Origin of the sequence: Xanthomonas maliensis, assembly GCF_009192945.1 — a bacterium.
Classification (GTDB): domain Bacteria; phylum Pseudomonadota; class Gammaproteobacteria; order Xanthomonadales; family Xanthomonadaceae; genus Xanthomonas; species Xanthomonas maliensis.
The window spans coordinates 1-14,900 of record NZ_NSET01000035.1 but is presented as its reverse complement, the minus strand read 5'-3'; the positions used below and the strand labels follow the sequence as shown (position 1 = coordinate 14,900).

General features: G+C 64.0%; 14 protein-coding genes and 1 pseudogene. 3 read left to right on the top strand and 12 right to left on the bottom strand.

Annotated features, from left to right (window positions below; genetic code table 11):
* Positions 1–37: 37 nt before the first annotated feature.
* The 5 genes from yjfF to araD1 all read right to left on the bottom strand — a co-directional run bounded on the left by yjfF (position 38) and on the right by araD1 (position 5,841).
* Positions 38–1,033 (bottom strand): galactofuranose ABC transporter, permease protein YjfF, encoded by a 996-nt coding sequence (gene yjfF, locus CKY51_RS11645; protein ID WP_022971151.1) that lies wholly within the window; start codon positions 1,031–1,033, stop codon positions 38–40.
* Positions 1,030–2,103 carry an ABC transporter permease gene (locus CKY51_RS11640; protein WP_022971152.1) on the bottom strand — a complete coding sequence of 358 codons (1,074 nt, stop codon included), beginning with the start codon at positions 2,101–2,103 and terminating at the stop codon, positions 1,030–1,032. Before CKY51_RS11640 ends, yjfF begins: the two co-directional genes overlap by 4 nt.
* 12 nt (positions 2,104–2,115) lie before the next feature.
* Entirely contained in the window at positions 2,116–3,615 is a 1,500-nt protein-coding gene (locus tag CKY51_RS11635; protein ID WP_022971153.1) for a sugar ABC transporter ATP-binding protein, read from the bottom strand.
* A gap of 35 nt (positions 3,616–3,650) precedes the next feature.
* Positions 3,651–4,622: an ABC transporter substrate-binding protein gene (locus CKY51_RS11630; RefSeq protein ID WP_022971154.1), complete on the bottom strand. Its 972-nt coding sequence runs from the start codon at positions 4,620–4,622 to the stop codon at positions 3,651–3,653.
* A gap of 211 nt (positions 4,623–4,833) precedes the next feature.
* Positions 4,834–5,841, bottom strand: coding sequence for an AraD1 family protein (araD1, locus tag CKY51_RS11625; protein WP_152249260.1), 1,008 nt, complete (start codon positions 5,839–5,841; stop codon positions 4,834–4,836).
* Between the two features lie 169 nt (positions 5,842–6,010).
* On the opposite strand from araD1, the gene CKY51_RS11620 reads away from it, so the two are divergent.
* Positions 6,011–6,949, top strand: coding sequence for a LysR substrate-binding domain-containing protein (locus CKY51_RS11620; protein WP_022971156.1), 939 nt, complete (start codon positions 6,011–6,013; stop codon positions 6,947–6,949).
* Between the two features lie 282 nt (positions 6,950–7,231).
* A complete protein-coding gene (locus CKY51_RS11615) occupies positions 7,232–8,956 on the top strand; it encodes an IlvD/Edd family dehydratase (protein WP_022971157.1) in 1,725 nt (574 codons plus the stop codon).
* A gap of 174 nt (positions 8,957–9,130) precedes the next feature.
* On the opposite strand, the gene CKY51_RS11610 is transcribed toward CKY51_RS11615, so the two are convergent.
* On the bottom strand, positions 9,131–9,601 hold the full coding sequence (locus CKY51_RS11610) for an Imm26 family immunity protein (RefSeq protein ID WP_022971158.1): 471 nt from the start codon (positions 9,599–9,601) through the stop codon (positions 9,131–9,133).
* 229 nt (positions 9,602–9,830) lie between these two features.
* Here CKY51_RS11610 and CKY51_RS11605 point away from each other — a divergent pair.
* Positions 9,831–10,507: pseudogene (locus CKY51_RS11605) on the top strand (hypothetical protein).
* Positions 10,508–10,643: 136 nt separating this feature from the next.
* On the opposite strand, the gene CKY51_RS11600 reads toward CKY51_RS11605, so the two are convergent.
* The 6 genes from CKY51_RS11600 to CKY51_RS11565 all read right to left on the bottom strand — a co-directional run bounded on the left by CKY51_RS11600 (position 10,644) and on the right by CKY51_RS11565 (position 14,691).
* Positions 10,644–11,102, bottom strand: coding sequence for a T6SS immunity protein Tdi1 domain-containing protein (locus CKY51_RS11600; protein WP_244952536.1), 459 nt, complete (start codon positions 11,100–11,102; stop codon positions 10,644–10,646).
* A 596-nt stretch (positions 11,103–11,698) separates the two neighbouring features.
* The gene (locus CKY51_RS11590) at positions 11,699–11,908 is read right to left on the bottom strand and encodes a hypothetical protein (protein WP_211904892.1); all 210 of its coding nucleotides are present in this window, start codon (positions 11,906–11,908) and stop codon (positions 11,699–11,701) included.
* Positions 11,909–11,986: 78 nt separating this feature from the next.
* Complete coding sequence (locus tag CKY51_RS11585; protein WP_152249258.1) at positions 11,987–12,337, bottom strand: DUF2200 domain-containing protein; 351 nt, start codon at positions 12,335–12,337, stop codon at positions 11,987–11,989.
* A gap of 105 nt (positions 12,338–12,442) precedes the next feature.
* Entirely contained in the window at positions 12,443–12,691 is a 249-nt protein-coding gene (locus CKY51_RS11580) for a hypothetical protein (protein WP_152249257.1), read from the bottom strand.
* Between the two features lie 82 nt (positions 12,692–12,773).
* The gene (locus CKY51_RS11575; RefSeq protein ID WP_152249256.1) at positions 12,774–13,361 is read right to left on the bottom strand and encodes a hypothetical protein; all 588 of its coding nucleotides are present in this window, start codon (positions 13,359–13,361) and stop codon (positions 12,774–12,776) included.
* Positions 13,362–14,223: 862 nt separating this feature from the next.
* Entirely contained in the window at positions 14,224–14,691 is a 468-nt protein-coding gene (locus CKY51_RS11565; RefSeq protein WP_211904890.1) for a hypothetical protein, read from the bottom strand.
* Positions 14,692–14,900 lie beyond the last annotated feature (209 nt).

The window sequence follows — 14,900 nt, the reverse complement described above, 5'->3', positions numbered from 1 at the left end:
CGGATCGAGTGCGCCGCTGCCGGCGATCGGTACCACGCTAGTGGGCGTCGCCCCTGCCGAACACACGCTGCAGCAGACAAAAGGCCAGCAGCAACACGCCGATGACGATGCGCGTCCACCACGAACTCAGCGTGCCGTCGAAGGCAATCAGGGTTTGCACCAGGCCCAGGATCAGCACGCCGAACAGGCTGCCGATGACATAACCGCCGCCGCCCGACAGCAGCGTCCCGCCGATCACCACCGCGGCAATGGCATCCAGCTCCAGGCCGAGCGCGTGCAGGCTGTAGCCGCTGAGCATGTAGACGGTGTACACCACACCGGCCAGCGCGGCGCAGAACCCGCTCAGCGCATAGACGCCGATTTCGGTGCGCGCCACCGGCAATCCCATCAACACCGCCGACTGGCGGTTGCCGCCGATCGCATACACGGTGCGCCCGAATGGGGTCAGCCGCGCGACGAGGATACCGATCGCCACCACCAGCAACGCCAGCACCGCACCGGCCGACAGCGAGGCGCCGCCGCCCAACGACAGACGCCAGCCGGCCACGGCGGTGTACAACGGCTGGTCGATATCGATCGAGTCGACACTGATCAGGGTCGCCGCGCCGCGGGCCAGGAACATGCCCGCCAAGGTGACCACGAACGGCGGCAACCGATAGCGCTGGATCAACGCGCCCATCAGCGTACCGAAGCCGGTGCCCAACGCCAGCACCAGCGCCATCGCCGCCAGCGGTGGCCAGTGCCGATGCTGCACCAGCTCGGCGCTGAGCACGGTGGTGAAGGCGATCACCGCACCCACCGACAGGTCGATCCCGCCACTGAGGATCACGAAGGTCATGCCCACCACGACGATCAGCAGGAAGGCGTTGTCGACGAACAGATTGAGGAAGACCTGCGGCGACAGGAAGCCGTCGTAGAGCAGGCCGCCGCCGGCTGACATCGCCACGAACAGGCCGATGGTGACCAGCAAGGTCAGCTGGCGCGGATCGCGGCGATGCAGAGCACGCGCGGCGGCCAGCGGCAGCGCGCTCATGCTCGTGCCCCTGGCGTGCGTGGGCCGAACCAGCGGCGCAGCTGCGCGCGGAAGTCGGCCGATTGCAGCAACAACACCGCGAACACCAAGGCGGCCTTGACCACCAGGTTGACCTGCGGCGGCACGCCGATGGCGTAGATCGTGGTGGTCAGGGTCTGGATGATCAGTGCGCCGACCAGGCTACCCGCCAGGCTGAAGCGACCGCCGCCCAGCGCCGTGCCGCCCAGACTCACCGCCAGGATCGCATCGAGCTCGAACAGTTGGCCGGCATTGTTGGCATCGGCACTGGCGACATTGGAGCTGACCAACACGCCGGCAAGCCCGGCGCTGAAACTGCAAAACACGTACAGCGCCAAGGTGATCGCGCCTGCACGCACGCCGGCCACATGCGCCGCCACCGGGTTGTGACCGATCGCGCGCACGAACAGACCCAAGGCGCTGCGTTCGATCAACAAGGCCACCGCGACGAACACCGCGGCCACCACGAACAGCGAGAACGGCAGCCCGAACAGGAAGCCATTGCCCAGGAAGGCGTATGGCGGGTAGTAGATGGTCAGGATCTGCCCGCCACTGAGCAATTGCGCCAGGCCGCGCCCGGCCACCATCAGGATCAACGTGGCGATGATCGGCTGCATGCCGGCCTTGATCACCAGCAGACCATTCCACAGCCCACACAGCGCTGCGGCGGCCAACGCCAGGCCGAGCGCAGCGAACAGTGGCCACAATCCACTGCCGGCACCGACCTGGGCGATGGTCCAGGCGGCCACGGTGGCGGCAATCGCCAGCACCGCGCCGACGGAGATATCCAGGCCACGCACCGCGATCACCAAGGTCATGCCTAACGACACCAAGGCCAGCGGCGCGGCGCGGTTGGCGATATCGACCACCGTGCCGTACAGATGACCATCGCGCCATTCCAGCGCGAGAAAGCCCGGCGTAAATACGCCGTTGCCAACCAGCAGCAGCGCCAAGGTCAGCAACGGCCACAGCAACGGCTGCGCCAGCAGGACACGCCAGCGCGCTGGCCGCGCTGCCAGATCGGCCGAAACACCAGGTGGCACGTTCGTCATTCAGCCGGCTCCTCAGCTGCCTGCGATCAAGGCCAGCACCTGCTGGCCATCGCAGTCACCGGGCAGCTCGCCCACCTTGCGCCGCTCGCGCAGCACCGCGATGCGATCGCACAGACGCGTCAGTTCGTCGATCTCGGCAGAGATGAACAACACCGCCATGCCCTGACGCGCCAGCGTGACCACCTCGGCCATGATTTCCTGCTTGGCGGCGACATCGATGCCACGGGTAGGCTCATCCAGGATCAGCAAGGTCGGCTCGGTCGCAAGCCAGCGCGCCAGCACCACCTTCTGCTGGTTGCCGCCGGACAGCGTGCCGACCGGCGTGTCGAGATCGGCGGTCTTGATGCCCAGCAGCTGCACCAAGCGCTGCGCCACCGCCTGCTGGCGCTCGCGTGACAGACAGCGCCGCCATCCCAGCCGCGCTTGCAACGCCAGCAGGATGTTGTCGCGCACCGACAGCTCGGCGACGATGCCTTCGGTCTTGCGCTCTTCCGGGCACAGCGCCAGGCCGCGCGCCACCGCATCGCCCGGATGGGTGAATCGGCACGACTGCCCGTGCACGGTCAGCCGGCCTCGGTCGGCGCGGTCCAGGCCGAACAGCAGGCGCGCCAATTCGGTGCGACCGGCGCCGAGCAGCCCCCCCAGTCCCAGCACCTCGCCCGCGCGGACCTGCAGATCGGTGGGCTGCAGCTTGCCGCGCCGCCCCAACCCCTGCGCCTGGACCACCACCGCGGCCTGCGTCAGATCCACGGCGTGCGCGCTGCCGGCGGCGGCCACTGCCAGCTCGCGCCCGACCATCGCCGTCACCAAGGCCGGCGGCGGCAGCTCGGCCGGCAGATACTGGCCGACCAGGCGGCCGTTGCGCAGCACGCTGATGCGATCGGCCAGCGCATAGACCTGATCGAGGAAATGACTGACGAAGACGATCGCCATGCCGCGCTCGCGCAACCGTCGCAGCACGCGAAACAGCGCCGCGACTTCGCCCTCGTCCAGGCTGGAGGTGGGTTCGTCCAGGATCAGCACCCGCGCCGACACGCCCATGGCGCGCGCGATGGCGACCATCTGCTGGATCGCCACCGGGTAATGCGCCAATGGCAGCTCGACATCCAGCTCCAGTTGCAGCTCGCGCAATAGGGCATGCGCCCCCGCCCGCACCTGCGGCCAATCGATCGTGCGGCTCCAGCGCCGGCGCGGATAGCGACCGGCATACAGATTCTCGGCGACCGACAGGTTCGGGCAGAGATTCACTTCCTGATAGACCGTGCTGATGCCCGCCTGTTGTGCCTGCACCGGCGTGGCCGGCGCGATCGGCTGGCCATCGCGTTCGATCCGCCCCGCATCGGGCGCCTCCACGCCGGTCAACAGCTTGATCAAGGTGGATTTGCCGGCACCGTTCTGGCCCATCAACGCATGGATCTCGCCCGCGTGCAGACACAAGTCCACATCCTGCAGCGCCATCGTGGCGCCGTAGCGCTTGCTCAGGCCCGAGGCCTGCAGCACCGGCACGCTCACGCATCACCTCTGGCCGAGCGCTCGCGCATCGCCGCTCAGTACTTGCGCTTGGGCAATTCGGCGGCGGCCTGGTCCTGGGTAAACACGCCTTCGTCCACCAGCACCCGGTGCGGCACCGGCCGACCCGCCTTGACGTCGACGATCAAGCGCGCCAGTTGCGGCCCCAGCAGCGGATTGCATTCCACCGTGGCGTTGAGCTTGCCGGCCTTCATCGCCTCGAACGCACCGCGTACGCCGTCGATGGAGACGATGCGGATGTCCTGCCCAGGTTTGCGGCCGGCTTCCTCGATCGCCTGGATCGCGCCGATCGCCATGTCGTCATTGTGAGCGAACAGCGCATCGATCTTGTTGGTTTCGGCCTTCAGGAACGACTCCATGACTTCCTTGCCCTTGGCGCGGGTGAAATCACCGCTCTGCGAGCGCACGATCTGGAAACGCTTGTCGGCATCGAGCACCTCATGAAAGCCCTTCATGCGATCGTTGGCCGGCGCCGAGCCGACCGTGCCCTGCAGCTCGACCACGCGAATCGGGCCGGGCTTGCCCGCGCTGTCCTGGATCAACCAGCGCGCCGCCTTGCGGCCTTCCTCGACGAAATCCGAGCCGATCAGCGTGGTGTACAACGACGGGTCGGACACCTTCACCGCGCGATCGGTGAGTACCACCGGAATCTTGGCCGCCTTGGCTTCCTGCAGCACCGTGCCCCAGCCGGATTCGACCACCGGTGAGAAGGCGATCACATCCACGCGCTGGGCGATGAACGAGCGCAAGGCCTTGATCTGGTTTTCCTGCTTCTGTTGTGCATCGGAAAATTTCAGCCGGAATGTCGGCTCCACCAGCGCGGCCTTGATCGACGCGGTATTGGCCGTGCGCCATTCGCTTTCGGCACCCACCTGGCTGAAGCCCACCGTGATCTGTCCAGCCTGTGCGCCCTGGCTACCGCCGCGCGAACAACCGCCGACCAACACGGCGAGGACGACCACCACGGCCACGATGCAACGCTTGCTCATGCTGCCTCCCTCCAACGATTGGATCTGCGTCCCATGGATGTACCAGCGATCGCGGAACGGGCCGCCGACGCGCCGTCGCAGTCAGCATGGCGTGGCATGCGCTGCGCTCGCTGCCCAGGTGCATCCCAGCATGGCCCCATTCGCGTGCACTTGCACGCCTGCGGCCACGTCTCCTGCAGAGCCTGCGGTGCCTTGCGCGCGGGCGACGGCGTCAAAGCGCATGCACGCCGCCAAGGACGAACCCGGACTCGACCCACGCCAAGGAATTCACCAACGGCTGACCCAGCGCCGGCAGATCGATCTCGAAGCGGTCGCCCGGTTGCAGCTGGACCTGATCGGCAAAGCTGAGCGTGGCAGTGCCGAAGAAGTGCAGGTGCACATCGCCCGGCCGCCGATGCGCGGCGTACTTGAAGTGGTGGTATTCCAGATTGCCCAGCGAGTGGCACATATTGGCTTCGCCGGTCAGAAAGGGCTTCTCCCACAGCACGGCGTGTCCGCGGTGGATGCGACTGACCCCGCGCAGGTCCGCCGGCAGCGGTCCGCTGCGCAACTCCGGACCCACCGCACAGGCGCGCAACTTGGAGTGCGCCAGGTACAGATAGTTCTGGCGTTCGGTGATGTGGTCGGAAAATTCGTTGCCGATCGCGAAGCCAAGCCGATGCGGCGTGCCGTCTGGCCCGATCAGATACAGCCCGACCAGTTCGGGTTCCTCGCCACCATCGAGGGCGAAGTCCGGGCACGGCAACGGTGCGCCCGGCGCCACCACGATGCTGCCGTCGCCCTTGAAGAACCATTCCGGCTGCACGCCGGGCGCGCCATTGCGCGGAATGCCGCCCTCCAGGCCCCACTGAAACATCTTCATCGAATCGGTGAGCGTGCCGGCATCCTGCTGCGTCTGCAGCGTCTGGTGCATGGCGTCGCGGGCCGCCGCGCTGCCCAGATGGGTCAGGCCGGTGCCGGTGACCAGACAATGCGCCGGATCGGGATGCTGCAGTGGCGGCAGCAGCCGCTGTTCGGCCAGCAACGGCGCATAGTCGCGCACCACATCAACGCCATGCTGCAGGGCCTGCGCTTCCAGGCTATGGCCGTTGGCGATGGCCGCGCTCGCCAAGGCGTAGCTGGACGCGACACCGGCAAGCTGGCGCACCTGCTGCCCATCGGCAGTCACCTCGCCCACGCGTGCGGTGCCGGTATCGTCGAGAAACTGGATCAATCGCATCGCATGCAACCTTTCTAGCCGGAAGAGCCGAGCGTCCTGCGCGCATGCGCATCGCTCGGGCCATCCCAGCCGCCAGCGGTCCGCAACGGCCGCATTCTGCGATTGCCACGCATACACAACAAATATAGATTTGGGCAAAACCCATACCAAAATTGGCATTCGTCGCCCAATGACCTCCGCTCCCTGGTTCCTGCGCGCCCGCCTCAAGACCCGTCAGCTGATGCTGCTGATCGCCATCGAGGAAGAGGGCAACATCCATCGCGCAGCCGAGGTATTGAACATGTCCCAGCCAGCGGCCTCCAAGCTGTTGAAGGACCTGGAGGACATGATGGACGTGCCGTTGTTCGAGCGCCTGCCGCGCGGCATGCGCGCGACCTGGTACGGCGAGAGCATGATTCGCCACGCCCGCATCGCACTCGCCAGCCTGGGCGAAGCCGGCGCCGAGATCGAGGCGCTGAAGGCCGGCCACAGCGGCACCATTGGCATTGGCGCGATTGCCGGTGCGGCCATGACGCTGCTGCCGCCGACGCTGGCGCGCATCAGCCAGCAACATCCGGGTTTGCGTGTCTCACTGCTGGTGGAAAGCAGCGACGTGCTGCTGGAGCGGCTGCTGCAGAACAAACTGGATGTGATGGTGGGCCGGCTGTTCGCCCGCCACGACAAGCGCCATCTGCATTACCAGGCACTGGCGCAGGAGGACATCTGCGCCATCGTCCGTCCGCGTCATCCCATCCTGAAGAAGCGACGGCACAGCCTGCACGAACTGGCCCAGGCCAGCTGGATCGTGCCACCGGAAGGCAGCGTGCTGCGGCACCGCTTCGAACTGATGTTCCAGCGTGCCGGCCTGCAACCGCCTGCGCAGGTGATCGCCACCACGGCGCTGATGTTCATCACCAAGATGCTGCAGGAAAGCGACAACCTTGCGGTGGTGCCGGTGGATGTGGCGCGGCATTATGTCGAGCACGATATGGTGCGGATCGTGCCGGTCGAACTGTCCTGCCGGATGGACGCCTTCGGCATCATCACCCGTAGCGACTGGCTGCTGTCGCCGGGCGCGCAGACCGTGCTGGCGGCGCTGCAGGAGACTGCCGCCACTGTCTACGGCTGAGCGCTGGGACAGCGGCCTCGGCTGCGTCCGCGCCACCAGTCGCGAAGTTCTGCCGAGTAGCCGCCCCAACGGCCCATGCAGCCGAACGCGGCATCCCGTCAATCGCGCTCACAGCCCCGCCGTCAACGCCGCCGCTTGCCGACAGAACGATAAGCAATTTGCTATCGGTCGAACGGATATTGCTATTTTTGCGCTATCACGCCGCCCAGTAGGATCGCCGCAGCACGCCACGCCTGCCCGCAGGCGAAGGCGCTTCCCGCTCACTTCGAGGACGCCATCGGCATGGGCTCATCGGACACCCCGGCCCGTCGCAGCCAGCAATGGTTCGGCCGCCACGGCAAGCATGGCTCCTACTACCGCAGCTGGCTCAAGGGACTGGGCCTGCCGAACGATCTGCTCGACGGCCGCCCGGTCATCGGCATCTGCAACACCTGGTCCGAGCTGACGCCCTGCAACAGCTCCTTTCGCGAGCTGGCCGAACACGTCAAACGCGGCGTCTACGAGGCCGGCGGCTTGCCGCTGGAATTTCCGGTGATGTCGCTGGGCGAAACCCAGATGCGCCCCACCGCGATGCTGTTCCGCAACCTGGCCAGCATGGATGTCGAGGAATCGATCCGCGCCAATCCGCTCGACGGCGTGGTGCTGCTGATGGGCTGCGACAAGACCACCCCATCGCTGCTGATGGGCGCGGCGAGCGTGGATCTGCCGACCATCGGCCTGTCGGGTGGTCCGTCGCTGTCGGGCAACTGGCGTGGCCAGCGGATCGGCTCGGGCACCGGCGTGATCCAGATGTCGGAGATGGTGCGCGCGGGCACGATGACCCAGGCCGAGTTTCTCGACGCCGAATCCTGCATGCAGCGCTCCAAGGGCAGTTGCATGACCATGGGCACCGCCTCGACGATGGCCAGCATGGTCGAGGCCTTGGGCATGTCGCTGCCGGAAAACGCCGCCATTCCGGCGGTCGACGCACGCCGCTTCCGGCTCGCGCATCTGAGCGGCCGGCGCATCGTCGACATGGTGCGCGAAGACCTGCGGATGTCCAAGGTCCTCACCCGCGCCGCGTTCGAGAACGCCATCAAGACCAATGCCGCGATCGGCGGCTCAACCAACGCGGTGATCCACCTGCTCGCCCTGGCTCGCCGCATCGGCGTGGACCTCACGCTGGAGGATTGGGACACCCTCGGCTCACGGCTGCCCTGCCTGGTCAACCTGCAACCGTCCGGCCAGTACCTGATGGAGGACTTCTACTACGCTGGCGGCTTGCCCGCGGTGCTGCGCGAGCTGTCTGCCCACCTGCACCTGGACGCACGCACCGTCAGCGGCCGCACCCTCGGCGACACCATCGCAGACGCCCCGTGCTGGAACCGCGAGGTCATCCACACCTTCGCAGCACCGTTCAAACCGCAGGCCGGCATCGCGGTACTACGCGGCAATCTCGCACCCGACGGTGCAGTGATCAAGCCCTCGGCAGCATCGCCGCATCTGCTGCAACACCGCGGCCGCGCCGTGGTGTTCGAAGACATCGCCGACTTCAAGGCCCGCATCGACGACGACGCGCTGGACATCGACGAGACCTGCGTGATGGTGCTGAAGAACTGCGGTCCCCGTGGCTATCCCGGCATGGCCGAGGTCGGCAACATGCCGCTGCCTCCCAAGCTGCTGCGCCGAGGCATCACCGACCTGGTGCGTGTCTCCGACGCCCGCATGAGCGGCACCGCCTATGGCACCGTCGTCCTGCACACCTCGCCCGAAGCCGCCGCCGGCGGCACCCTCGCCCTGGTGCGCAACGGCGACTTCATCGAACTGGACGTCCCCAATCGCCGCCTGCACCTGGATGTCTCCGAGCAGGAACTGGCCCGTCGCCGCGAGGGCTGGATGCCACTGCAACCACCGGCGCGCGGCTGGACCAGGCTCTATGTCCAGCATGTCGAACAAGCCCACCTGGGTGCCGACCTCGACTTCCTGGTCGGCAGCAGCGGCGCTGCGGTGGGTGATGATTCGCATTGAGGTAACGTCGGCCAGCGTATGCCGCTTCTACATTGCGCGTGTCCTGCACGATCGCCGCGGCCGGCGTCTGCCGTGTCGGTGGTATCGCCTACGTCACGCCGTGAGCGAGTCCACCGCAAAGCACGGCAGCGTCAGGCTCGCCGACAGGTCCGCTGTCATCAGCAGCGGCCATGGTCAGCCACGTCGTTGCATCAGCAGGCGTTGCACCAGCTCGAAGCCGAAGACCGACATCGCCGGATAGCGGGCATATTCTTCCACCGACAGCACCCGGATGAAGGTGTCACCTTCGTGCAAGGCACCGGCGATGTGAAAGCACCGCAATTGTCTCGCTGCACTTGACAACGCTTCATGGCCGATGATCGGCCATTCGCCGTTCTTGAGGCTCTTGGTTGCAGTGAATACTACCCTGATGTCCTTGTCGCCATCGGGCAGCGGCAGTGGCTGTGCAGGCAACGCGCTGCGCTCCGGCGTCGGCACGTGCTGCTCGAGCACGCAGAAGGCGAACACCTTGCGATAGTCGCCCTGGGGCGCCCACATCACCTGGCAGAGCGCGTACGTTCCCGTGCCCAACGGAATCGCAAAGAGATACCCAGCCGTGTACTTCACCGCCATCAAGCCGCCCTCTTCCAACTGATGACGTTTCATACCGCACTGCCCGCGCGGCTGTGGCTACTGCATCTCCTGCTGGTCCAACGGCGCGCTCCGACGTCGAGACCATGCGTCAGCAACTCGAAGCACGTTCTCGGCGGACTCACCTCCGCAGGCCATGCGTCATCCGGGCAGCCAGCGCCTGCCGACCAGTGTGATGGCCTTGCTCGCCAGCGATTCACTGGCCATGACGCACACTGTCCCCCTCATCTTTGGAATGACTGCGATGCACAAGACCTTGCTGTTGGCATTATTGGCGTTCCGGCAGCAGCGCACGCCGCCCAGGACGAGGACGCGGCACTGTGCCGCAACGGCGGCTTCCCCATGAGCACAGCCGGCTTCTCGCTGGTCAAAGTCGCAGTACCGCGCCTGTTCCTGCTCAACGACGACGACGGCTGCCCCGCCAAGGGCGAGACTGCATGCCGGCAACGCGCCTATGTCGTCAAGGACGACGTGGTGCTGCTTGCACAGCGTCAAGGCGCCTACGTCTGCGCGTTCTACCCCAACAAGGTCGGTGGCAGCGCCGGCTGGGTGGCGGCATCGGCCGTGCAACCGCTGCCGACTGTTGCAGACCCGAAACCGCAGGCCTGGAATGGCCACTGGCACGATGGCGACGATGAGTTGCAGTTGCTCGCCAATGGCGACGGCAGTGTGACCGTCAACGGCAACGCCTACTGGCCCAGCGCCGATCCTGACCCGCAGCAGACGCCCGGCGGCCCGCACCTTGGTGCCGTCACCGCGCGCGGCTACCCGCAAGGCACACACATGCAGGTCAAGGACGACACCTGCCAGGTGGACCTACATCTGCTCGGCGATCTGCTCGTGGTGGCGGACAACCAGGAATGCGGCGGCGCCAATGTCAGCTTTAACGGCGTCTATCGGCGCGCGGCAAGCAAGCGCTGAGGCGTAACATCCGCAGCCCTCACAGCGCGTGACGCGCAGGCGGCCCGCGGCGGCCGCTTGCGCCACGAGGCAACAGACAGAGCCGGCATGCGGTTCGTGACGAATTACGCGCCGGCACGGTCGCCGTAGCGCGATGTCAGAGGCCGATGCTTTGCGCGACCAGTTCAGCAAACACCCAGACATCGCCCTTGCCATATGTCTCGGGTGCCTCCGATCCCCCGAGCGTCGGATAGGGTTGTGGAATATAGACTTCCTCCTCGTCCAGCGGGCCAACGTGTTCGGCAATCGCCCGCACATGATCGCTGCGTAGAACATAGGCCTCGAAGCCCGGGTCACGCAGGATGGTCTGTTCGAACGCTGCGGTGGACGCATGGCCGCCATACGACTTGGCTGCCGCCTTGAACGGATGCAGCACCGCGTAGTCCTTGCTGGCTGGGTCATGCAGAAAAAAATGACCCAGGCTCGAATAGCCGACGATCAGCGTGTACGCCGGGAATGCATCCGCCCAAGCGCCAATCATCTGGTGTGACTGCGGCGAAATCAGCCGATACAGCGGTACATGGGCCGCGTTGGCGTTTCTTGCGCTCTTGCTCATTAGATCTGCGGCAGTCATGGCGCACCAGCATAGCAAGCAGCGCCTGTCAGATTGCTGATGCGACGTACGTCAGCGCTGGATCAACAGCACTGCCGACTAAGCAGCTCGGTAGCACCTGGCAGTGCCATCGAGAAAGAACTCCACCTCGTGTGCCTGGCACCAGGCTTGCAACTCTACCGTAAACACCGGCCACAGCGCGTGCGCCCACGCGGGAGTGCTCTGCACCCAGGCATGCTCCGTTGGAACGTGGACCGTCGGAATGCCCATCGGGAAATCCAGTACGAACTCGCCGCCGGGGCCGCGGCACACCAGCTCTTCCTTCCAGCGTGGCTGGAACTGAAAGAGGGACTCAGGGAGAGGGTCAAGTGTTGGAGTCAAGGCTCACCAGGACGTGCGTTGTGGGTGTCGGCTGGATTCCAAGCCGAACAAGCCTTGGGGTTGCCCTGCGAAGCGGCTTCTGCCTGAAGACTCGTTAGCCCTCATGCGCGGATTGCGAGGCAAGGCGACAACGTTGCCGAAAGCCGAGTGCTTGGCATCCTTTGGCGGGGCAGCACGAAGAAGAACAGGCGCGACAGTCAAACGCTACCCGTCATCCGTTAGCACAGAGACTGACTTTTGTTGTAGCGAACGACAACGCCATACACCGGACCGCCCATGTCGGGCTCGAATGTAACGCGATCGCCGATGCTGAAGCGCAGCATCGTTGCATGATCGCGCGCGTGCTGCATGAAGCGAAGCCTTTCGACAATTCGATGCTTGGGGTCGATGAGCTCGGCTTCTGTGACTTTGTCGATATCGATTGCCATACGGTCCAACGCCTGAGTTGAGCCGCGCCGCAAAGCGGAGTCGGCTTGACCGAATAGTTGGCGTGCACGCCGATAGAGTTAGCGCATGACCTTCCCAAGCGCTCTCCCCTTTGCGAGCTCATCGATCAACTTGTCCAAGTATCGGACCTTTTGTACCAGGGGATCTTGGATCTCCTCCACTCGCACACCGCACACAGTGCCCTTGATGAGTGAGCTGTTCGGGTGAATCGCCGGTGCCTGGGCAAAAAACGTCTCAAAGTCGCTGTCGCTATCGATCTGCTGCTGCAGCCCAGCCTTGCTATAGCCAGTCAGCCAGCAAATGACTTGGTCAACCTCTTCCTTCGTACGGTTCTTGCGTTCCGCTTTTTTGACGTACAGCGGATACACTTTCGAGAACTTCATGGCGGCGATTCGATGGTCGTTCTTCATCATCCCTCCGGCACGCGCGATTAGCTGGACCGTGCACGCTAACGCTTGAGCTAAGCCGAACTGCTAAGCGGGTTCGGCTTGAATGACTGTTAGGCGGCTGATCCATTAATGGACGCCGCTGGGTTGACCAATGAGGGAGTCAATACCCTCATCCCGAATGGTTCGCAACGCCTCGTCGAGTGCGGCCTGGTCCGTTGCGAATAGGTCATCCCAGACGGTGGAGTTGTTGAACTCATCAACAGCCTCAAGAGTCCAGTCGGTGTCGGGCCCGCGATAGATCTCTAGGCGAACAGTGCGGCCATCGGTCGTGATGGAGCGGCATAGTGGCGATGTAATAAGCTGATAGTTGTCCATGAAAAGTCTCGGTTGCGATTGTCTTTGCTCATTCGCCTAACGTTCGAGTTAACCCGTAGCGGGTCGGGGGTTGAACGAAGTGTTAGGCGTCACTCACGCTATCCCAGGCAAACCTGAACGCTGAGATTTTCAGCAGGCGAGGCAGTATCGCCTGCAGCGACGAATTCTGCGTCGCCGCTTGCTTCAATGGGCCGGCTGCATAGTACAGAGCCTCGTCTCGCATTGAAGTCGCGTGCTCTTCGATCTCAGCGAGTATTTGATCGGACTCGACACCATCGGCTGCCAGCCGGCAGAGCACTTCGATCGCGTTACCTTGAGTCCAGTCGTATTCCCCAAACGCAGTGCGCCTGAGTAGCGGCAACGACTTTGGCCCCATGTTATAGAGAACCTCAAACACTGCGAACTGGCAGGCCGCCATCCATTGCCCAAGCCCCCTGAACTGCTGCTTCAAGTGAGCAGGAGGCTCGGACCCTACGTGGAAGAGATCTTCGAGTCGCTCTAGGTCCTCGGAGCCTAGGGATTCGGCCGTCTTCTTTGCTCTCTCACGGAAGACTTCCGGAGCGCTCAAAGACTCCGCAATCCATTGAATCTCTCCCCGCAACCCTTCAACACGCTGATTCGCCTTGACCGAATAGGTTGCCCTCTTGAAAACGTGACTCAGCCAGTTCATGGTTCCAGTGACGCCTAACGCTTGAATTAAGCCGAGTTGCGACTCAACTTCGGCTTGAACGAATTGTTAGGCAGAGTGGCCGCATAGGTTTGGATGGTGCAACCCTGCTCCCCAGCACTGCCGCCTGGGCCAAGTGTGCCACAGCCTGCGGGATGGAGCTTGCCCAGCGAGGCAACGATGCGGACTGCTACCGAAGCCAAGTGCAACGAGGGTAGCGCGGCAATGACGGACAATGGCGAAGCACCTAACTTACCGCGCCCGGCAACGGTGATGACTGCTCTCCGGAGCCGACCGCCTGCATGCAAGCCAACTGACCGACCGAAGCGGGGCCCACCGCCCTTACTCCACCACCGCCTAACGACTGAGTTAAGCCACACCGCAAAGCGGCGTCGGCTTGGACGAATTGTTAGCCACTGAGTGGTGGCACTAGCTTGCCACATTCACTGAAATCAATCTCTGGGCGCTCCGACCATTTTAGTTGCGTCATAGGACTAAAGCAGATGTGGTAACAGCCACCTCCAACCCTCAAGCCGTCCGGGCTCATGGTACAGGTGACCAAGCAATCCGCCGCTCTAGTGCAACTCTTGGAGAGCAGCCGAACCTCACACTGCTCTTGCTCGTTCAAGACGCGACGGGGCTGCGCCTTGCAGTCATTGAAGTGGCTGATGTCGCCAAAGTCGTGAGGAGGCGATGGGATTGAGGTCTTAGGACTGACTGCGCCGTAGGATGTGCTGCCATCTCGGACTTGGCATCCGCCAAGAAGAGCCAAAACCAGTAACAAGAAAACAGTGGGTCTCACGTGGCTAACGCCTGAATTAAGCCGCGCCCCGAATCTGCGTCGGCTTGAATGAATAGTGAGCCCTCAACGGGCACGCTGAAAATACTCTCTTGCATGGAGGTCTGGGACGCCGGGCGACGTGCTGCCCGTGTAGACCCACACAGTGTCAGGGCCGACAAAATTAGACGTGGTCGTTTCTTCCACCGAACCAAAAGATCGCTTGGCGGACCACACCACCGTCGACTCGCCACAAAAAATTACCTTGTACGGCTTACGCTCGTTGAAGCCAGCGAACTTCCGGAGGTCACCCGCGACCGTAACTTCGATGTCAGGCATATTCACATCGAGGTCGCTTTCACCAAATGTGAGTGTCATGTGCCCCATCAGCGCTTGGAGAAGTTGCTCCGCACTTGATTGGAGACGTGCATCCTCACGTATGAATTTCATTGTTCGCGCCCCATCTGACTTCCAGATGCCGGCAAGACTGCGGTCGCACGCCGACGCGCTGCCACATGCGGCGATTAGAAATACGGACGCGACTAATGCTTTCATGAGGGCTAACACTTAAATTAAGCCGAGTTGCGAAGCAACTTCGGCTTGAATGAGTTGTTAGGCAATGAGTGGCCGCAAAGGTTGGATGGTGCAACCATGCTCCCCAGCACTGCCGCCTGGACCAAGTGTGCCACAGCCTGCGGGATGGAGCTTGCGCAGCGACGCACCGATGCGTGCTGCCACCGAAGCCAAGTGCAACGAGCGTAGCG